This window comes from Rhodobacterales bacterium HKCCA1288 (genome assembly GCA_015693905.1).
Classification (GTDB): Bacteria; Pseudomonadota; Alphaproteobacteria; order Rhodobacterales; family Rhodobacteraceae; genus M30B80.
In genome coordinates, this window is the sequence record CP065161.1 from 2,581,585 (window position 1) to 2,598,299 (window position 16,715).

General features: G+C 56.0%; 15 protein-coding genes. 10 read left to right on the plus strand and 5 right to left on the minus strand.

Features of this window, described 5'->3' with window-relative positions; genetic code table 11:
* Window positions 1-80: 80 nt before the first annotated feature.
* Together I3V23_12720 and I3V23_12725 are read right to left on the minus strand one after the other, a co-directional pair.
* The gene (locus tag I3V23_12720) at window positions 81-866 is read right to left on the minus strand and encodes a DUF1828 domain-containing protein (GenBank protein QPI85385.1); all 786 of its coding nucleotides are present in this window, start codon (window positions 864-866) and stop codon (window positions 81-83) included.
* Window positions 863-1,351 (minus strand): hypothetical protein, encoded by a 489-nt coding sequence (locus tag I3V23_12725; GenBank protein ID QPI85386.1) that lies wholly within the window; start codon window positions 1,349-1,351, stop codon window positions 863-865. The genes I3V23_12720 and I3V23_12725 overlap by 4 nt, the downstream gene beginning before the upstream one ends.
* A gap of 223 nt (window positions 1,352-1,574) precedes the next feature.
* Here I3V23_12725 and xdhA point away from each other — a divergent pair, with 223 nt between their 5' ends.
* From xdhA to I3V23_12760, 7 genes are read left to right on the plus strand one after another with little or no spacing between them, the layout of a single operon-like run.
* Entirely contained in the window at window positions 1,575-2,933 is a 1,359-nt protein-coding gene (gene xdhA / locus I3V23_12730) for a xanthine dehydrogenase small subunit (GenBank protein ID QPI86835.1), read from the plus strand.
* Window positions 2,930-5,212, plus strand: coding sequence for a xanthine dehydrogenase molybdopterin binding subunit (gene xdhB / locus I3V23_12735; protein ID QPI85387.1), 2,283 nt, complete (start codon window positions 2,930-2,932; stop codon window positions 5,210-5,212). The genes xdhA and xdhB overlap by 4 nt, the downstream gene beginning before the upstream one ends.
* Entirely contained in the window at window positions 5,209-6,132 is a 924-nt protein-coding gene (gene xdhC, locus I3V23_12740; GenBank protein QPI85388.1) for a xanthine dehydrogenase accessory protein XdhC, read from the plus strand. Before xdhB ends, xdhC begins: the two co-directional genes overlap by 4 nt.
* 11 nt (window positions 6,133-6,143) lie before the next feature.
* Entirely contained in the window at window positions 6,144-7,640 is a 1,497-nt protein-coding gene (locus I3V23_12745) for an ABC transporter ATP-binding protein (GenBank protein ID QPI86836.1), read from the plus strand.
* Complete coding sequence (locus I3V23_12750) at window positions 7,633-8,718, plus strand: ABC transporter permease (GenBank protein QPI85389.1); 1,086 nt, start codon at window positions 7,633-7,635, stop codon at window positions 8,716-8,718. The genes I3V23_12745 and I3V23_12750 overlap by 8 nt, the downstream gene beginning before the upstream one ends.
* On the plus strand, window positions 8,718-9,623 hold the full coding sequence (locus I3V23_12755) for an ABC transporter permease (GenBank protein QPI85390.1): 906 nt from the start codon (window positions 8,718-8,720) through the stop codon (window positions 9,621-9,623). Before I3V23_12750 ends, I3V23_12755 begins: the two co-directional genes overlap by 1 nt.
* A 51-nt stretch (window positions 9,624-9,674) precedes the next feature.
* Window positions 9,675-10,757 (plus strand): BMP family ABC transporter substrate-binding protein, encoded by a 1,083-nt coding sequence (locus I3V23_12760; protein ID QPI85391.1) that lies wholly within the window; start codon window positions 9,675-9,677, stop codon window positions 10,755-10,757.
* A gap of 61 nt (window positions 10,758-10,818) precedes the next feature.
* On the opposite strand, the gene I3V23_12765 is transcribed toward I3V23_12760, so the two are convergent.
* The 3 genes from I3V23_12765 to I3V23_12775 all read right to left on the minus strand — a co-directional run bounded on the left by I3V23_12765 (window position 10,819) and on the right by I3V23_12775 (window position 13,936).
* Window positions 10,819-11,742 (minus strand): 3-hydroxybutyryl-CoA dehydrogenase, encoded by a 924-nt coding sequence (locus I3V23_12765; GenBank protein QPI85392.1) that lies wholly within the window; start codon window positions 11,740-11,742, stop codon window positions 10,819-10,821.
* A gap of 343 nt (window positions 11,743-12,085) precedes the next feature.
* Window positions 12,086-13,207, minus strand: a complete 1,122-nt coding sequence (locus tag I3V23_12770) for a Gfo/Idh/MocA family oxidoreductase (GenBank protein QPI85393.1) — start codon at window positions 13,205-13,207, stop codon at window positions 12,086-12,088.
* Between the two features lie 9 nt (window positions 13,208-13,216).
* The gene (locus I3V23_12775; GenBank protein ID QPI85394.1) at window positions 13,217-13,936 is read right to left on the minus strand and encodes a GntR family transcriptional regulator; all 720 of its coding nucleotides are present in this window, start codon (window positions 13,934-13,936) and stop codon (window positions 13,217-13,219) included.
* Between the two features lie 126 nt (window positions 13,937-14,062).
* Here I3V23_12775 and I3V23_12780 point away from each other — a divergent pair, with 126 nt between their 5' ends.
* The 3 genes from I3V23_12780 to I3V23_12790 are packed head-to-tail and all read left to right on the plus strand — an operon-like array spanning window position 14,063 to window position 16,664.
* Window positions 14,063-15,217 (plus strand): LLM class flavin-dependent oxidoreductase, encoded by a 1,155-nt coding sequence (locus I3V23_12780; GenBank protein QPI85395.1) that lies wholly within the window; start codon window positions 14,063-14,065, stop codon window positions 15,215-15,217.
* A gap of 17 nt (window positions 15,218-15,234) precedes the next feature.
* On the plus strand, window positions 15,235-16,128 hold the full coding sequence (locus I3V23_12785) for an aldo/keto reductase (protein ID QPI86837.1): 894 nt from the start codon (window positions 15,235-15,237) through the stop codon (window positions 16,126-16,128).
* Window positions 16,128-16,664: a flavin reductase family protein gene (locus I3V23_12790; GenBank protein QPI85396.1), complete on the plus strand. Its 537-nt coding sequence runs from the start codon at window positions 16,128-16,130 to the stop codon at window positions 16,662-16,664. The genes I3V23_12785 and I3V23_12790 overlap by 1 nt, the downstream gene beginning before the upstream one ends.
* Window positions 16,665-16,715 lie beyond the last annotated feature (51 nt).

Consider the following 16,715-nt stretch of genomic DNA (forward strand, 5'->3'; position numbering starts at 1 on the left):
GCCATGCCTGAACTCAGGTGAACGTATGAACATTCACTCAACATCTCGCGCAGACCACCTCATTGCTCAATTAGGCGACTCTAAGCTGCTCGGCGAAGTATAGCCTCGATTTTAGAGTTTGTGCCATCTCGTCCAGCGCCTGACCAATCTACAAGGTTTAATACGTCATTGTTCATTGTGCGTTGGCGATTTTTCTTTGAAATAGAGGAGTTTATGAAGTCTTCGTATACTACAATTGGCGTCACTGTTACCAAACGCTCACGCGCAATCAACTCCGCCGCAAGAAGAGCTTCCAGCACCTTTATTTCTGCCGTGGCAACGTAAACTGCTGCTGATCTTCCACTATCGGCTGCAACAAAGATGTCTGTTATGTATCCACCTTTGTCGGGGGATATTTCGTGCTTCTCGAATACAGTATAGCCATTTGTGAAGTGCCCCCTTATTGCGTCAAGCAAGTCTTCTTTGAACAAATTTTCAGCCCTCTCTCGGGATTGAAACTCTAGGTCTTGAAGTCTGTTCATAAACGAGAGGAATTCGATTACGCCTTGGCCCGATTGGTCTTCGTCGAACCATTGGCTTGAGAACGTCACGGTGTCTTCATCAAAGTTTATCTCATGTAGCTTTGCTAGCTGACGCACCGTTTCCATTCTGGTGTCTGTCGTAAGATCACCCGCTACGTCTTCTAGGTAAAGAAAGGAAGCGCCACTATCCTCGAAACGTATTTTCGAGGCTTCTTTGCTTGCGTAAAACACTAGTGGTTCATCGCCAAGCCACGTGAAAGGGGAAGTTATTACAAACCCTTTTGGAACTTCTCGTACTCGGAAGCCGTCACAGAATGATTTGCATATTTGTTTTTGAAGGTTCATGCAAAAAGCTCACTTTGTTCAGGCTCTTGAAAGCGAAAGCGGACGGCTGCGTGTTTTACAGCATTTGATAGGTTGATGGTAAAGGCCGTTGTACACTCGATCTCCACGCCTCCGCTCGGATGGTATATCATGTGTTCTCGATCACGCAAATATCCTGTCTCTACGCGTGTCACATCGCCTTTAATGAAGTGACAGTGCCAGTTCTTGTGGGACACGTGGAGATCATGGCTACAGAGCACAGCCATTCCATCGTCTCTCTTGTGGCCGAGATAGGCATAGTATTCTTGAATACGCTCGTTGACGCGGATTAGTATAATGAAATCATTGTCTAACGCTTTGAATTCTATGATGCGCCAATACCATTCTTGACTTTGCTGCATCTTCTTTTTTCGTAGTGGAAACGAAGCTCTTGGGATCGTTCCTCTTTCCCAAGTGCCGTATGAGGTAACTTTTTTGTCAGCTTCTATGATTTCCCTCAGCAGCATTAACTTTCCATTTCTCGCTTCTATAGGCCTTAACAGTATACGTATCTATAAATATTATCTACAAGTTAAGAATCTTTACGGCAGGCGGCGCGACAAAATTCTTGCCAAACGCGAAAACCCTCGCTTTCATTGTTATTAACACAGCCGCTCAGGTCTCTACGCCGCATCGACGCCTGAGGATGTGACAGCACATGACGGGGTAAAGCGGCAGGTTAAATTCTCGATGGAGGTTTCGTTTCTTCTGAATGGAGAGGCCGTGCAGGTCTCGACCCATCCCACTGCGACATTGCTCGATTGGCTGCGCGAAGCGCGGGGTCTGACCGGCACAAAGGAAGGGTGCAACGAAGGCGATTGTGGGGCTTGCAGCGTGGTGGTTCAGGATATTGACGGGGTTCGCGCCGTTAATGCCTGCATTCTATTTTTGCCCCAGATTGATGGCAAAGCCATTCGCACCGTTGAGGGTATTGGTTCTGACACGCTGCACCCGGTCCAAGAGGCCATGATCACGCATCACGGGTCGCAATGCGGCTTTTGCACGCCCGGCTTTATTGCTTCGATGGTCGCAGGCCATGCCAATGGGCGCCGTGATCACGACACGGTTTTGGCGGGCAATTTGTGCCGTTGCACGGGCTATGCCCCGATCATCCGCGCGGCACAAGCGGCTGAAGATGGCGCGCAACCCGCATGGCTTGCGCGTGATGCAGCATGGGTGGCCACGGCACAAAAAAGCATTCATGCCCCGCAAAACAGCGATGAATTGGCCACGCTTTATGCTGCAAAACCTGACGCGTTATTGATTGCGGGGGCCACCGATATTGGCCTTTGGGTCACCAAACAGTTGCGCGATTTTGACGAGGTGATTTTTCTCAACCAATGCGCTGATCTGGCTGATGTGCAGCTGGGCCAAGATGAAATTTGCTTGGGCGCAATGGTTAGCATGGCGCGGGTGCATCAGGTGATGGCGCAGTATCACCCCAGCTATGCCGAGATGATCCGCCGCTATGGGTCAGAGCAGGTTAGAAACGCCGCCACAATCGGCGGGAATATCGCGAACGGCTCGCCCATTGGGGATAACCCGCCCGCATTGATTGCGCTTGGCGCGCGGCTGCATTTGCGCAAGGGCGATGCGCGGCGGGAGATTGCGATTGAAGATTTCTTTATCGACTACGGCCAGCAAGACCGCGCAAGCGGGGAATTTGTCGAAGCCGTCACTTTGCCGAAATCCGCGCCTGATTTGCGGTGTTATAAATTGTCAAAACGCTTTGATCAGGATATTTCCGCCGTTTGCGGTGCGTTCAATGTCGTCGTCAAAAATGGCATTATTCAAGACGCGCGTCTGGCCTTTGGCGGTATGGCAGGAACGCCCAAACTGGCCCGCGCGGCAATGGCCGCGTTGATCGACCAACCTTGGGGCGAGGCCACAATCGCGGCTGCTGCTGCAGCCTTAGTTGATGATTTCACGCCGCTCTCTGATATGCGGGCATCAGCCGCCTATCGGATGGCAGCGGCGCAAGGCATGATGTGGCGCTATTACGCCGAACGCCAAGGCACACCTGTATCTGTGCTGGAGGTGACTCCATGAGCGTTCAAGCCCCCATGGCCCATGACAGCGCGCGCCTGCACGTGACGGGCGCCGCGCGATATGTGGATGATATTCCAACCCCGCAGGGCTGCTTGCATCTGGCCTTTGCCCTGTCGCCCGTGGCGCGTGGGGTGATCCGCGGGCTGGATCTTGCCGCCATGAGGGCTGCACCAGGCGTGGTCGCGGTGCTTGTTGCGGCTGATCTGCCCTTTGCCAATGATGTCAGCCCTTCGGTGCATGACGAACCTTTATTGGCGACAGATCGGGTGCATTACATGGGGCAGCCCGTGGCCTTGGTTGTGGCAGATACTCACCTTGCAGCGCGCAAAGCTGCGCGGCTTTTGCAGATTGAGATTGAGGCAGAGCCACCGATCCTCAGCATTGAGGATGCATTGGCCGCGGAGAGTTATTTTGAGGATGGCCCGCGTGTTTGGGCCAAGGGGAACACAACTGCCGCCCTCGATCAGGCTCAGCGCCGCCTGCAAGGTGAAATCACCATGGGCGGGCAAGAGCATTTCTATCTCGAAGGTCAAGCCGCCTTGGCCCTGCCACAAGAGGGCGGGGATATGGTGATCCATAGCTCGACCCAACACCCGACTGAGATACAGCACAAAGTGGCCGATGCTTTGGGCCTGCCCATGCATGGGGTGCGGGTGGAGTGTCGGCGTATGGGGGGTGGCTTCGGCGGCAAGGAAAGCCAAGGCAACGCATTGGCCGTGGCCTGTGCCGTGGCCGCGCGTCAGATAGGGCGCGCCTGCAAAATGCGCTATGATCGCGATGATGACATGATCATCACGGGCAAACGGCATGATTTTCGAATTGCCTATGATGTGGGCTTTGATGATCAAGGCCAGATCGAAGCGGTGCGGTTCACGCAGATCACGCGGGGCGGTTGGGCGCAGGATTTAACGGCACCCGTGGCAGATCGCGCGATGTTGCACGCGGATAACGCCTATCTTTTGCCCCATGCGGAGATCACTTCGCTGCGGTTAAAGACCAATATGCAATCGGCCACGGCCTTTCGCGGGTTTGGGGGGCCTCAGGGCGTTTTGGGGATTGAACGGGTGATGGATCATATCGCCCATGATTTGGGCCTTGATCCCGCCCTTGTGCGGCGCAGAAATTACTACGCTGCCCCAAAGAGCGCCGCGCGTGCGGGGCTTGCGAACACCACCCCCTATGGGATGGAGGTGCGCGATTTTCTGCTGCATGAGATGACAGATCAATTGCTGTCTGATTGCGATTACGCGGCGCGGCGTGCAGAAATTGCCGCGTGGAATGAAACCTCGCCCATCCTGAAACGCGGCATTGCGTTTTCCCCCGTGAAATTCGGAATTTCCTTCACCCTCACCCATCTCAATCAGGCGGGTGCGCTGGTTCATGTGTATCAAGATGGGTCAATTATGATGAACCATGGCGGCACGGAAATGGGGCAGGGCTTATTCCAAAAATTGGCCCAAGTGGCGGCAAGCCGTTTTGGGGTCGGGGTGGATCAGGTAAAGATCACCGCGACCGACACGGCCAAGGTTCCTAATACTTCGGCCACCGCGGCCTCATCGGGCAGTGATCTGAACGGGATGGCCGTTCTGGCTGCTTGTGATGCCATTCGCACCCGCATGGCCGAGTTTCTGGGCCAAGGGGCAGAGGTGCGGTTTGCCGATGGCCGTGTCATGTGGGGCGACCAAAATATCAGCTTCGCCGAGGCTGTGGCGGCCTGTTATCAGGCCCGCGTGGGTCTGTCGGCTACGGGATTTTACAAAACCCCCGATCTGTCATGGGATCGCGCCGCAGGGCAGGGCAGGCCCTTCTTTTATTTTGCGCATGGTGCCGCCGTGAGTGAGGTGGTCATTGATAGATTGACGGGCGAGAACCGTATTTTGCGCGCCGATATTTTGCATGATGTGGGCGCATCGCTGAACCCCGCGCTTGATCGCGGGCAGGTTGAGGGCGGCTATGTCCAAGGGGCCGGATGGCTTATGACCGAGGAATTGGTCTGGGATGATCGGGGCCATTTGCGCACCCATGCGCCATCCACCTATAAAATTCCTGCCTGCTCAGATCGGCCCGCCATTTTTAACGTGGCGCTTGTGGATGGTGAAAACCCCGAAGCCACGATTTATCGCTCAAAGGCGGTTGGTGAGCCGCCCTTCATGCTGGGCATATCCGCCTTTCTTGCTGTGTCAGACGCGATTTCGGCCTGTGGTGGGGGCTATCCAAATCTGGATGCACCTGCAACGCCCGAGCGTATTTTGCGCGCCATCCAAGGCTTGCAACCATGAGCCTTGATTTGGCATATTTGCGCGCTTGTGCGGCACGGGGGCCGTTTGTGCGGATTTTGATCACGCGCACGGCGGGGTCTGTCCCACGCGAGGCGGGCACATCCATGATCGTTTGGGCCGAAGGTCAAGAGGGCACAATCGGCGGGGGGCGTCTTGAATGGGAGGCTGTGGCAGAGGCCCGCACGATGCTGCCGCAGGGCGGGATCGCGGCGCGGAACTATCCGCTTGGGCCAAATTTGGGTCAATGCTGCGGCGGGTTTGTCAGCGTGGTGTTCGAGGTCTTTGCGAAAGATATTCCAGATAGTTTGCCCTATGCGCGGCCGCTTGGGCCAAATGCGCGTTGGGACGCAAAAATCGCGCGCGCGGTCGCGCGTCTGCACCCATCCCATAGCCCTGCCGTTGTTGGGGATTGGCTGATCGAAACGGGGCCTGCCGCCCCGCATCAGATTTGGATCTGGGGCGCGGGTCATGTAGGGCGGGCTTTGGTGAATGTGCTTGCACCTTTGCCCGATCTGGCCCTGACTTGGGTGGATATCGCGCAGTCGAGATTTCCCGAGGTCATCCCCCCCAATGTCACGCCATTGATCGCGCAGACCCCGCAAGGGGTGGTGCGCCATGCGCCAAAGGCGGCTGATCATATCATCGTGACCCATAGCCATTCCCTCGATCTCGAACTGTGCCATGCCCTGCTTGGTCATGAGTTTGGCAGCGCAGGATTAATCGGGTCGGCCACAAAATGGGCGCGGTTTAAGGGCAGATTATCGGCGCTTGGCCATAACAGCGCACAAATTTCGCGCATATCCTGCCCAATAGGGGATATATCCTTGGGCAAACACCCGCAGGCCATTGCCTTGGGGGTTGCCACAGCCTTGCTGTCTCGGGCAGAAGAGGCGGCACATAAAAACACGGGGGCAATGTGAAGCTTCTTGAATTGCAGGGACTGACCAAAGCCTATCCGGGCGTCATCGCGAATAGCGATGTCAGCTTTGATATCGACAAGGGCCAGATCCACGCCGTGCTTGGCGAAAATGGTGCAGGCAAGTCGACCTTGGTCAAGACCATCTATGGTCTTGTGCGCCCCGATGAGGGGCAGATGCTGCTTGAGGGCGCGCCCTTTGCCCCCAGTGACCCGCGCGCTGCACGCGCCGCAGGCGTGGCGATGGTGTTTCAGCATTTCTCGCTGTTTGACGCGATGAGCGTGGCAGAGAATATTGCGCTTGGTATGGAAAACCCACCCAAGACGCAGGACCTTGCCGCGCAAATTCGGGCTGCATCTGAAAATTATGGGCTGCCACTATCGCCTGATCGAATTGTGGGCGATCTATCTGCGGGCGAGCGGCAGCGGGTCGAGATCATTCGCTGTTTGCTGCAGAATCCCAAGCTTTTGATCATGGATGAGCCAACCAGCGTCCTGACCCCGCAAGAGGTCGATATCCTGTTTGGCACATTGCGTCTCTTGGCGTCTGAAGGGACATCAATCCTCTATATCTCGCACAAACTTGAAGAAATCCGCGCTTTGTGTGAGCACGCCACTGTTTTGCGCCAAGGTAAGGTTGTGGGCACCTTCGACCCGCGCGAAATGAGCAACCGTGACATGGCCGAGATGATGGTGGGCAAGACCCTTGCCACGCCAAAGCGCGCGGCTGTCACGACTGGACAGCCCTTGTTGCAAGTGTCGGGCCTGAGCGCGCCTGCGCTGCACCAATTCGGAACAAGCCTAAAAGAGATCAGCTTTACCCTACACGCGGGCGAGGTCTTGGGGATCGGCGGTGTTGCGGGCAATGGTCAAGATGAATTGGTCGCGGCCCTGTCAGGCGAGATGCGCACACATGCTGATATGATCCAATTAGAGGGTCAGGGCATTGGCGCCGATGGGCCAAATGCCCGCCGCGCCCTTGGCCTTTGTGCCGCGCCAGAGGAACGCAATGGCCACGCCGCCGCCCCTGATATGAACCTTGTAGAAAACGCATTGATGACGGCGAAAACGCGGCTTTCTTTGTTGAAAAACGGGTTTATTGATTGGCCGCGCAGTCGGGCCTTCGCCCAAGAGGTGATCGCGCGTTTTGATGTGCGCACCCCAAGCCCCGAAACTGCCGCGCGTGCGCTATCGGGCGGGAATTTGCAGAAATTCGTAATCGGGCGCGAGATCAGCCAAAACCCGCGCGTTTTGGTGATCAACCAACCCACATGGGGCGTTGATGCAGCTGCCGCAGCCGCGATACGTCAGGCTTTGCTGGATTTGGCCAGTGCAGGATCAGCGGTGCTTGTGATCTCGCAAGACCTTGAGGAGGTTTTGGAAATCACTGACCGCTTCGCGGCATTGAACGAAGGCACCTTGTCACAAGCGGTGCCAACATCGGGGCTGACCATGGAGAAAATCGGGTTGATGCTCGGTGGTGCGCATGATCTGGAGGTGGCCCATGCTTAGGCTTGAGAAACGGCCACAGCCTTCGCGCGGGTGGACATATGGCGCGCCCGTCTTGGCGGTGATTTTGACCATCATTCTCGGCATGGGTCTGTTTGCGATTTTGGGCAAAGACCCATTGATCGCGATCAAGACGATTTTCTGGGATCCAATCTTCGGCCCCTTTGCGCATTTTTACCGCCCCGAGATTGTCAAGAAAGCTGCCCCTTTGGTGCTGATCGCCGTGGGGCTGTCCTTTGGGTTTCGGGCGGGAATTTGGAATATCGGTGCCGAAGGTCAGTATATTATCGGCGCCATTTGTGGGGCAGGGGTGGCCTTGGCCTTTTACCCGATGGAGGCGCGCTGGTTGATCTTTCCGCTGATGATCGTTGCGGGCCTCTTGGGGGGGCTTCTTTGGGCGATGATCCCTGCGATTTTACGGGTGGTGTTCAAGACCAACGAAATCCTTGTATCGCTGATGCTGGTCTATGTGGCCGAAGTTTTGATCAAGGCCTTTTCCATTGGCCTTTTGCGCAACCCCGAGGGGTTTGGCATGCCTGGTAGCCGTAATTTGCGGCAATACCCATCGGCCGCCAATTTGGATTTGATCCCCAACACAGGCTTTCATTGGGGGGCTTTAGCGGCGCTGATGGCCGTGGTGGGGGCCTATATCCTCTTCACCCGACATCAGTTTGGCTTCAACGTGCGCCTTGCAGGGCAAAGCCCGCGGGCGGCGGGATTTGCAGGGGTCAATGCTAATCGCCTTGTGATCTTATGTATGGGTATATCGGGCGCGCTTGCGGGACTTGCAGGATTGTTTGAGGTGGCTGGGCCATCGGGGCAAATCCTTGGTTCTTTCCCCGCCTTTTACGGGTTTACCGCAATTATCGTGGCCTTTTTGGGGCGCTTGCATCCTGTGGGCATTCTTTTTGCGGGGCTGATCATGGCGCTGACCTATATCGGTGGACAGGCGGCCGAGGCACAGTTGAACCTGCCTGCAGCGGCAATTTTGACCTTTCAGGGCATGTTGCTCTTTTGCCTTTTGGCTGTGGATGTGCTGACCAATTATCGTTTCAAATTCGGCCAAGGGGAGGTGCGCTGATGGATATCAATCCAATCCTGCTTTTGGCCGCGCTGATGGTGGCCTCAACGCCGATCTTGCTTGCGGCAATCGGTGAATTGGTGGTCGAGCGCGCGGGCGTCCTGAACCTTGGGGTTGAGGGGATGATGATTGTCGGTGCGGTTTGCGGCTATATTGCGGGCCATTCAAGCGGCAACCCCTATTTCGGATTTGTCGGGGCGGCCTGTGCGGGGGCAGTCGTTTCCTTGGTCTTTGCCGTCTTGACCCAATTTCTTTTGACCAATCAGGTCGCCACAGGTTTGGGCCTGACGATGTTCGGCTTGGGCCTGTCATCGCTGATCGGGCAAGATGCGGTTGGATCACCTGATTTGACGGTGGCGAAGCTGTCTTTCCCCATTTTGTCCGATATTCCGGTTTTGGGGCCGATCCTGTTTCGCCATGATCTGATGGTCTATCTGAGCATTGCCATCGTGGCGGGGGTTTGGGCGTTTTTGAAATATAGCCGTGCGGGCCTGATCCTGCGCGCTGTTGGTGAGAATCACGAAGCCGCGCATGCGCTAGGGTATAATGTGCGCCGTGTGCGCGTTCTTGCGATTGTATTTGGTGGGGCCTGTGCAGGGCTTGCAGGCGCCTATATCAGCCTTGTCCGCGTGCCCCAATGGATTGACGGGATCACGGCAGGCGCAGGCTGGATTGCTTTGGCCATTGTGGTTTTCGCCTCTTGGAAGCCATGGCGCTTGATTGCAGGTGCCTATCTTTTTGGCGGTGTTACTGTTCTTCAGCTTAATTTGCAGGCAGAAGGCTTGAAAATTCCTGTCGAATATCTGTCAATGGCCCCATACCTTGCGACCATCATCGTCCTTGTGATGATACGCGCAGGACGGGCGCCTGCCTCATTGGGCAAACCCTTTCACCCCTCGTCTTGAGGGTTTCAGCAACGACCAGAGCCTGATCTCTGGTAAACCGGGAGAGTAATTATGAAACGCAGAACACTACTTGCGACTGGTGCGGGTGCCGCCCTCGCCGCAGCAATGGGCATGCCCGCGCGCGCGCAGGACAAGACCAAAGTCGGCTTTATCTATGTTGGCCCGATCAATGATGGCGGCTGGACACAGCACCACCATCATTCCGCAATGGAAATGGTCGAGCATTTTGGCGATGCGGTTGAATTTGTCTATCAAGAGAGCGTCCCAGAAGGCCCCGATGCCGAGCGTGCGATCACCCAAATGGCTTTGGGTGGTGCGGATATTATCTTTACCACATCCTTCGGCTTCATGGATCCAACCGTGAATGTGGCGGCGAATTTCCCTGATGTGAAGTTCGAACACGCAACAGGCTATAAGCAGGCGGATAACGTGTCTGTCTATTCCGCGCGCTTCTACGAAGGTCGCGCGATCCAAGGCACATTGGCGGGTCGTGTCACCACCACCAACAAGATTGGCTATATCGCGTCTGTGCCAATTCCTGAGGTGATCCGTGGCATCAACTCGGCCTATATCCACGCCAAAAAGGTCAACCCTGATGTGGAATTCAAGATCATCTGGATCTTTGAATGGCTGAACCCCGCGAAAGAAGCAGATGCGGCCAAGGCATTGATTGAACAGGGCTGTGACGTTGTTCTGCAGCACACCGACTCGACCGCGCCGCATCAGGCCGCGCGTGAGGCAGGTGGCGTTTACACCTTTGGTCAGGCGGCCGATATGGCGGAATATGGTCCGATGCCCCGTATTTCTTCGATCATCGATAACTGGGCGCCCTATTACATCGACCGCGTGCAGGCCGTGATTGATGGCACATGGTCATCCGTGAACACATGGGATGGCATCAGCACGGGCATGGTTGGCATTGGTGAGATTTCCGATGTCGTGCCCGCAGATGTAAAGGCCGAGGCCGAGGCGCTGCGCGATGCAATCGCGGCGGGCGAATATCATCCGTTCACAGGGCCGATCAACAAGCAAGATGGCAGCCCATGGTTGGCTGAGGGCGAGACCGCGTCCGATGGCGACCTTGCGGGTATGTTCTTCTATGTCGAAGGGGTCGAGGGCGATATCCCGTCCTGATCCCAACCCTTATTGGGCGTGAAAGTGGGCGCATCTGCGCCCACTTTTTCTTTGCGGTGGGTTATAGTGCCTGATCTCCCTTTAGGCGTAGAAGCTCCACCAATGCAGCATCGCGGCGCGCGCGCAAATCTGCGCCTCCCATGCTCGCCAATTCCGCTTCGACACCTGCAACCAATTTCGCCTTGAGTGCCTCGGTCAGTTCGGGATGACCAAGGTCTTTCCATCGCGCCTCTTGCGTGGGGCCAAGATGGTCAAGATACGCGCGATAGCCGCCCGCGCCACCGCCCAAGTGATAGGTGAGATGTGGCCCCATCAAGGCCCATCTCAGACCTGGCCCATTGGCAATGGCGCGATCAATATCGGCGACATCCGCAATTCCTTCGGCCACAAGATTGACCGCTTCGCGATAGAGTGCTGCGGTCAGGCGGTTGGCGATGTGGCCTTGCACCTCGCGCTTTGCACGAATGGGCACGCGGTGCAGTGCATGATAATGCGCTTCGGCTTGATCCATTGCGTCTGGTGCGGTGAGGCGGCCTGCGACCAGTTCAACCATCGGTATCAGATGCGGCGGGTTCATTGGGTGCGCGACCAAGATGCGCTCAGGATGTTTGGCGCCCTGCTGTAGATCACTGGCCATGAGTGACGAGGTGCTTGACGCAATCACGACCTCGGGCCCGACCTGCGCCTCGATTTGACGGATCACCTCGTGCTTGACTGCGATCCGCTCTGGCGCATTCTCTTGGACAAATCTGGCCCCTTTGAGGGCCGCATAATCTGGGCTGACATCAGGCGCAGTCGGAGATTGCGCTAACCCCAATGCTGCGAGGTTCGGCCATGCATGGGCCAAGAAGGTCGCAAGATGCTGATTGCAGTCAGGATCAGGGTCGATAATGACCACCTTATGCCCCAGTGATGAGGCCAAAGCGGCCCAACTTAGACCGATCAAACCACCCCCAACAATTCCAATTTGGTCTAAATCCGACATATATGAAGCCTTTTAGGTATTTTTATTATGCGTTAACAATTTCAAATACTTGCCTTACATCCCCCGCAAGATGAAATAATGATAACTTAACCCCCTACGACATCTAGTAGTCATTGACTGTTGCGCGTGGATTTGATTACATAGCATTGCCCACAAGGAGTGATTGATCATGAAAAAACTATCTGTTGCAGTTTGCATCACAGCGCTTGTTGCTCTGTCGGCGTGCTCTTCGCAGCCCGTTGCAGCGCCAATCGAAGCGCCTGCGGCAAACAAAGTTCCAGGCTGAGGTTTGCCTCGGATTTCCCCATCACCCGCCACGAGCAGGTGATGGGGCATCTTTCAGTTACCCATTCATCGCGCGGGTAAGTTCTGAAATCTCTACAGCGCGATGTTCCTTCATCGAAATTTGTGCAGCCATTCCCATAATGACGGCCATGTAGCCATCATTCAGGCTGACTTCGGGTGCTTGGCTTTTCCCGCGCACCAAATCTAAGAATTTCTGATGCTGATAAAAGGTTGATCCATTATGGTCGCCTGCGGCCAATAGGGTCGGGTCGACAGGGATGTCGCGGGCGATAGGCCCTTTGGGGTCTCGTGGGCTTTCAATCAATTGCGGGATTGGGGCCTCGCCCAAATGATCGGGCCAGAACCGACCGGGGCCGGGCACATAGGCCTCAATCTTGCCTTTAGGGCCAGTGGCGCAGACCTCTTCTTGATAGCGGCTGCCTTCAGCGAACATGCACAGTTCGAGCAGCGCCCGCGCACCACTGGCGAAATCCACGATGACAAACCCATTATCGAGGATATCTGGCGTCTCGCCGTCATAGGCCTCGTCTCGGTGGTTCACATCCATCCCGCCCGAGGCCAACACCCGCACGGGTTCCGATTTCAAGGCGAGGCGCATCAGGTCAAAGAAATGGCAGCATTTCTCAACAAATGTTCCGCCCGTATAGCGGTTAAAGCGGTTCCAATCGCCAACCTTTTGAAGGAAAGGAAAGCGATGCTCGCGCAAAGACAGCATCTTGATCCCGCCTGTGGCCCCTTCGGCGGCCTCAAGGAAGGCGGTGATTGGCGGCATATAACGATATTCCATCGCGACCCAAATAGGCGCGGGATAGCTGTCACGGATCTCGCGCAGGCTGTCTTGTTGCGCGGGATCCGTAAAGAGCGGCTTTTCCACGAGGACGGGCAGGGGGCGATGTTTTGCGAGATATGTTAACTGCTCGACATGGCGGAAATTCGGGCTGGCGATCAGGTAACAGTCGAGATCAGGATGGGCCACCAGTGCCTCAAGGCTATCGTAAAGCGTGGCCTTCGGTGCAAGGGCCAGTGATTTCGCAGCCATACCCGCATCGGGCTCGAAAATCGCGGCCACCTCCGCCCCGTCTAGCAGGGCGATATTTTGCAGATGTTCTTGGCCCATCATACCGCAACCGATGATGCCGTAGCGTGTGATTTGAGACATTTGTCCTCTCTACTTTAGACGCTGCACATAATGTGCACGCGTGTGGTCAATCCAATTTCGGGAATATTCAATGATGCCCTGACCGTCTGCATGGCTGTAACGCTCGACAAAGGGGGCGGGGCTTGTGGCTGGGCGCGCGAACTCGGGCGGCGCCCAATCGGGGATGGGGGCGATGCTGACATAATCCTCAGCCTGAAGAATCCGCAGGCCCAATTGCACACGATAGGTCAGATACAACGAATCAGACAGCTTTTCGGCCTCCAATCGGCCCGCAGCCCCGTCTAGCCAGATCTCCTCCACCGCCACTGGCAGAGAATTGAGGAACCTCAAACGGCGGATTCGCGTGGCATGCGAGGCCGTGCCAAAACTGGGCAGATCGGCGGGTTTCGCAATATAGTCCACCGCCAGAACTTGCGCGCTTGGCAGCCCGCCGCCTGTGCGAAGTTCGAGGCGAAACATCGAGTAAATCGAACTGATCTGCGCGCTTGATTGCACGTAATTTCCAGAACCCTGCACGCGGCGCAAAAGACCTTTTTCTTCTAGAATATCTAGGGATTTTCGCAATGTGCGCACCGTAGTTTGATACTGCGCAGCCAGCGTGCGTTCGGGCGGCAGGCGGCTGCCATCGGGCAGACGTCCCGCTGCGATTTCGCGGATCAAGACCTCGCTTAATTGTATGTAAAGCGGCAGCGCCGATGAGGCGGGTCTGCGGTCGATTTGATCGCGCATCGAAGCGGCCTTTCGAAAAAATTGATACACTATTGATCCAGATCAAGGACACGGCTAATTTCGGGGAAAGTCAAGCGGCAGCGATGACGATTTAGATCAACGCGCCGTAGGGAGGGGAGAAGAGATTTGAGCGTGGTTCCCATCACATCTGCCGATCTAGATGCCGCCGAAGTGTCGTGGTTTGCTGCGCTTTGCTCGGATGATTATCAATTCTTGGGCGTGCCAGATGGGGCGTTGCGCTCATCTTTTGCGCATTGCTCGGATATTGTGAAAACCGCTGAAAACCACGGCTTTCGCAATGTGCTGTGCCCCTCGTCCTATCAGGTGGGACAAGATACGCTCAGCTTCGTTGCAGGCTGTGCGCCGATCACCTCCAAGATTAACCTGCTAGCGGCTGTGCGCTGTGGCGAGATGCAGCCCATTATGTTGGCGCGCACCATCGCGACACTCGATCACATGCTGGAAGGCCGCCTGACTGTTAACATCATCTCTTCGGATTTTCCTGGTGAGGTGGCCGACAGTTCATTTCGCTATCAGCGTTCGCGCGAGGTTGTGGAAATCCTGAAACAGGCATGGACGCAGGACGAGATCAATTACAAAGGCGAAGTTTATAACTTTGAAGGCCTGACCACAGATCCCGCGCGCCCCTATCAAAAGGGCGGGCCGCTGCTGTATTTTGGGGGCTACTCGCCTGATGCGCTTGAGCTTTGCGGTCAGCATTGTGACGTCTATCTCATGTGGCCTGAACGCGAGGAAGAGTTGCGCGGACGGATGCAGGCCGTGAATGCCGTGGCCGAACGTTATAACCGCACGCTTGATTACGGTCTGCGCGTCCATGTGATTGTGCGCGACACCGAGGCCGAAGCGCGCGAATATGCCGAATATATCGTTTCAAAACTTGACAAGGATCAGGGGGACGCGATCCGCAATCGCGCGCTTGATGCCAAATCCCTTGGGGTGAGCCACCAGTCGAAAAACCGCGAGATTGCGGATGATGCGGGGTATATTGAACCCCATCTTTGGACGGGTGTTGGTCGCGCGCGGTCTGGCTGTGGGGCGGCGCTTGTTGGCTCTACCGATCAGGTTTTGTCACGGCTTGAGGATTACCAAAAAATGGGCATCCGCGCCTTTATTCTTTCGGGGTATCCGCACAAAGACGAGGCAGAGCATTTTGGCAGTCGCGTGTTACCGCAGATGAAAACTTGCTCTTTGCCCCATGAATATGGCCGCGTGCCCGCTACATTGCCGAATACACCCCTAGGCGGAGGCGTTCGCAAATGACCAAAACACCCCCCACCATGCCCCGCGTCCAAATCGCCGAGGGCCTGAGTTTTAGCCGTCTTGTCTACGGGATGTGGCGGCTTGGCGATGACACGGATACCTCCACCGATCATGTCATCGCAAAAATCGAAACCTGCCTTGCCCAAGGGATAACAACCTTTGATCAGGCGGATATTTATGGCGCTTACACCGCTGAGGCCATTTTGGGTGCAGCATTGCGCGCGCGGCCCGATCTGCGGGCCAAAATGGAAATCGTCACAAAATGCGATATCGTGGCCCCGATTGGCCGCTATTCTGACGCGCCTGTGAAATATTACGACACATCCGCAGCTCATATCACGCAATCTGTTGATACCTCATTGCGCGAGATGGGGATTGATCAGATTGATCTGTTACTCATCCACCGCCCCGATCCTTTGATGGATCACCACGAGACGGGGGCCTGCCTTGATGGATTGATCAAATCGGGCAAGATCCGCGCAGCGGGTGTGTCGAATTTCCGCCCTTGGGATTGGGAGTTGCTGCAATCTGCGATGAGCGCGAAATTGGTGACCAACCAAATTGAGCTGTCGCTGTCTCATATCGCGCCCTTCACAAATGGGGATTTGAGTTTCCATCAACGCCACGCACAGCCCGTCATGGCGTGGTCGCCTTTGGGGGGTGGTGCGCTGATGACGACACGCGAGGGGCTGTTAGCCACGCGTCTTGACGCCATTGCGGCAGAGCAGGGCGTGGATCGTGCGGCTGTTGCTGTGGCGTTCCTCTTGGCCCATCCTTCGACAATCTTGCCTGTGCTTGGCACCAATGCGTTGCCGCGCATTGCCACTATTTCAGACGCGCTGCGCGTGCGTCTTGATCGGCGCGATTGGTTCTCGCTTTACGAGGCCGCACTTGGTCACGAGGTCGCCTGATGGATCAGAAGATGCGCCGCCACCCCCTCAGCAGCTTTGTGCCTGACCCTGCAAACCCGCGCGCCTTTCGCACTGCGCTTGGGTGTTTTGCAACGGGTGTGACCATTGTCACAGTCGCAAGCGATGAGGGGCCGGTGGCCATCACGGCGAATAGTTTTACATCCGTGTCGCTCGATCCTGCATTGGTCTTGTGGTCGATTGATCGCGCTTCGCGCCGTTACCCCTATTTCGGTGCGGCCCCTGCCTATGCCATTCATGTTTTGGGGGCGGATCAAGAAGATCTTTGCTGGCGCATCGCGCGCGATGCAAAGGGGCTTGGGCCTGATGATTTTGATATGAATGCCGAAGGTGTGCCCGTGCTGCATGACTGTCTTGCGCGGTTTGAATGCACAGCTTGGGCCAATTACGCGGGCGGTGACCATGATATCATGGTCGGCCAAGTGCAGCGTGCGGGCTATCGCGATTTGGGTGGGTCGCTGGGATTTTTCCGCGGCAAGCTTGGCACGTTCACCGTGAGGGAGACAGAGCCCGCATAACTAAGTTACCCCGATCAAAAGGGGGAAAGTGAGACGACCAAAACCAACGGG

Excerpts from the sequence above, each read along its gene's own strand:
- I3V23_12720 (QPI85385.1), bottom strand. The coding sequence starts at position 866 with ATGAACCTTCAAAAACAAATATGCAAATCATTCTGTGACGGCTTCCGA.
- I3V23_12760 (QPI85391.1), top strand. The coding sequence starts at position 9,675 with ATGAAACGCAGAACACTACTTGCGACTGGTGCGGGTGCCGCCCTCGCC.
- I3V23_12785 (QPI86837.1), top strand. The coding sequence starts at position 15,235 with ATGCCCCGCGTCCAAATCGCCGAGGGCCTGAGTTTTAGCCGTCTTGTC.
- xdhB (QPI85387.1), top strand. The coding sequence starts at position 2,930 with ATGAGCGTTCAAGCCCCCATGGCCCATGACAGCGCGCGCCTGCACGTG.
- I3V23_12725 (QPI85386.1), bottom strand. The coding sequence starts at position 1,351 with ATGCTGCTGAGGGAAATCATAGAAGCTGACAAAAAAGTTACCTCATAC.
- xdhC (QPI85388.1), top strand. The coding sequence starts at position 5,209 with ATGAGCCTTGATTTGGCATATTTGCGCGCTTGTGCGGCACGGGGGCCG.
- I3V23_12770 (QPI85393.1), bottom strand. The coding sequence starts at position 13,207 with ATGTCTCAAATCACACGCTACGGCATCATCGGTTGCGGTATGATGGGC.
- I3V23_12765 (QPI85392.1), bottom strand. The coding sequence starts at position 11,742 with ATGTCGGATTTAGACCAAATTGGAATTGTTGGGGGTGGTTTGATCGGT.
- I3V23_12790 (QPI85396.1), top strand. The coding sequence starts at position 16,128 with ATGGATCAGAAGATGCGCCGCCACCCCCTCAGCAGCTTTGTGCCTGAC.
- xdhA (QPI86835.1), top strand. The coding sequence starts at position 1,575 with ATGGAGGTTTCGTTTCTTCTGAATGGAGAGGCCGTGCAGGTCTCGACC.
- I3V23_12750 (QPI85389.1), top strand. The coding sequence starts at position 7,633 with ATGCTTAGGCTTGAGAAACGGCCACAGCCTTCGCGCGGGTGGACATAT.
- I3V23_12755 (QPI85390.1), top strand. The coding sequence starts at position 8,718 with ATGGATATCAATCCAATCCTGCTTTTGGCCGCGCTGATGGTGGCCTCA.
- I3V23_12775 (QPI85394.1), bottom strand. The coding sequence starts at position 13,936 with ATGCGCGATCAAATCGACCGCAGACCCGCCTCATCGGCGCTGCCGCTT.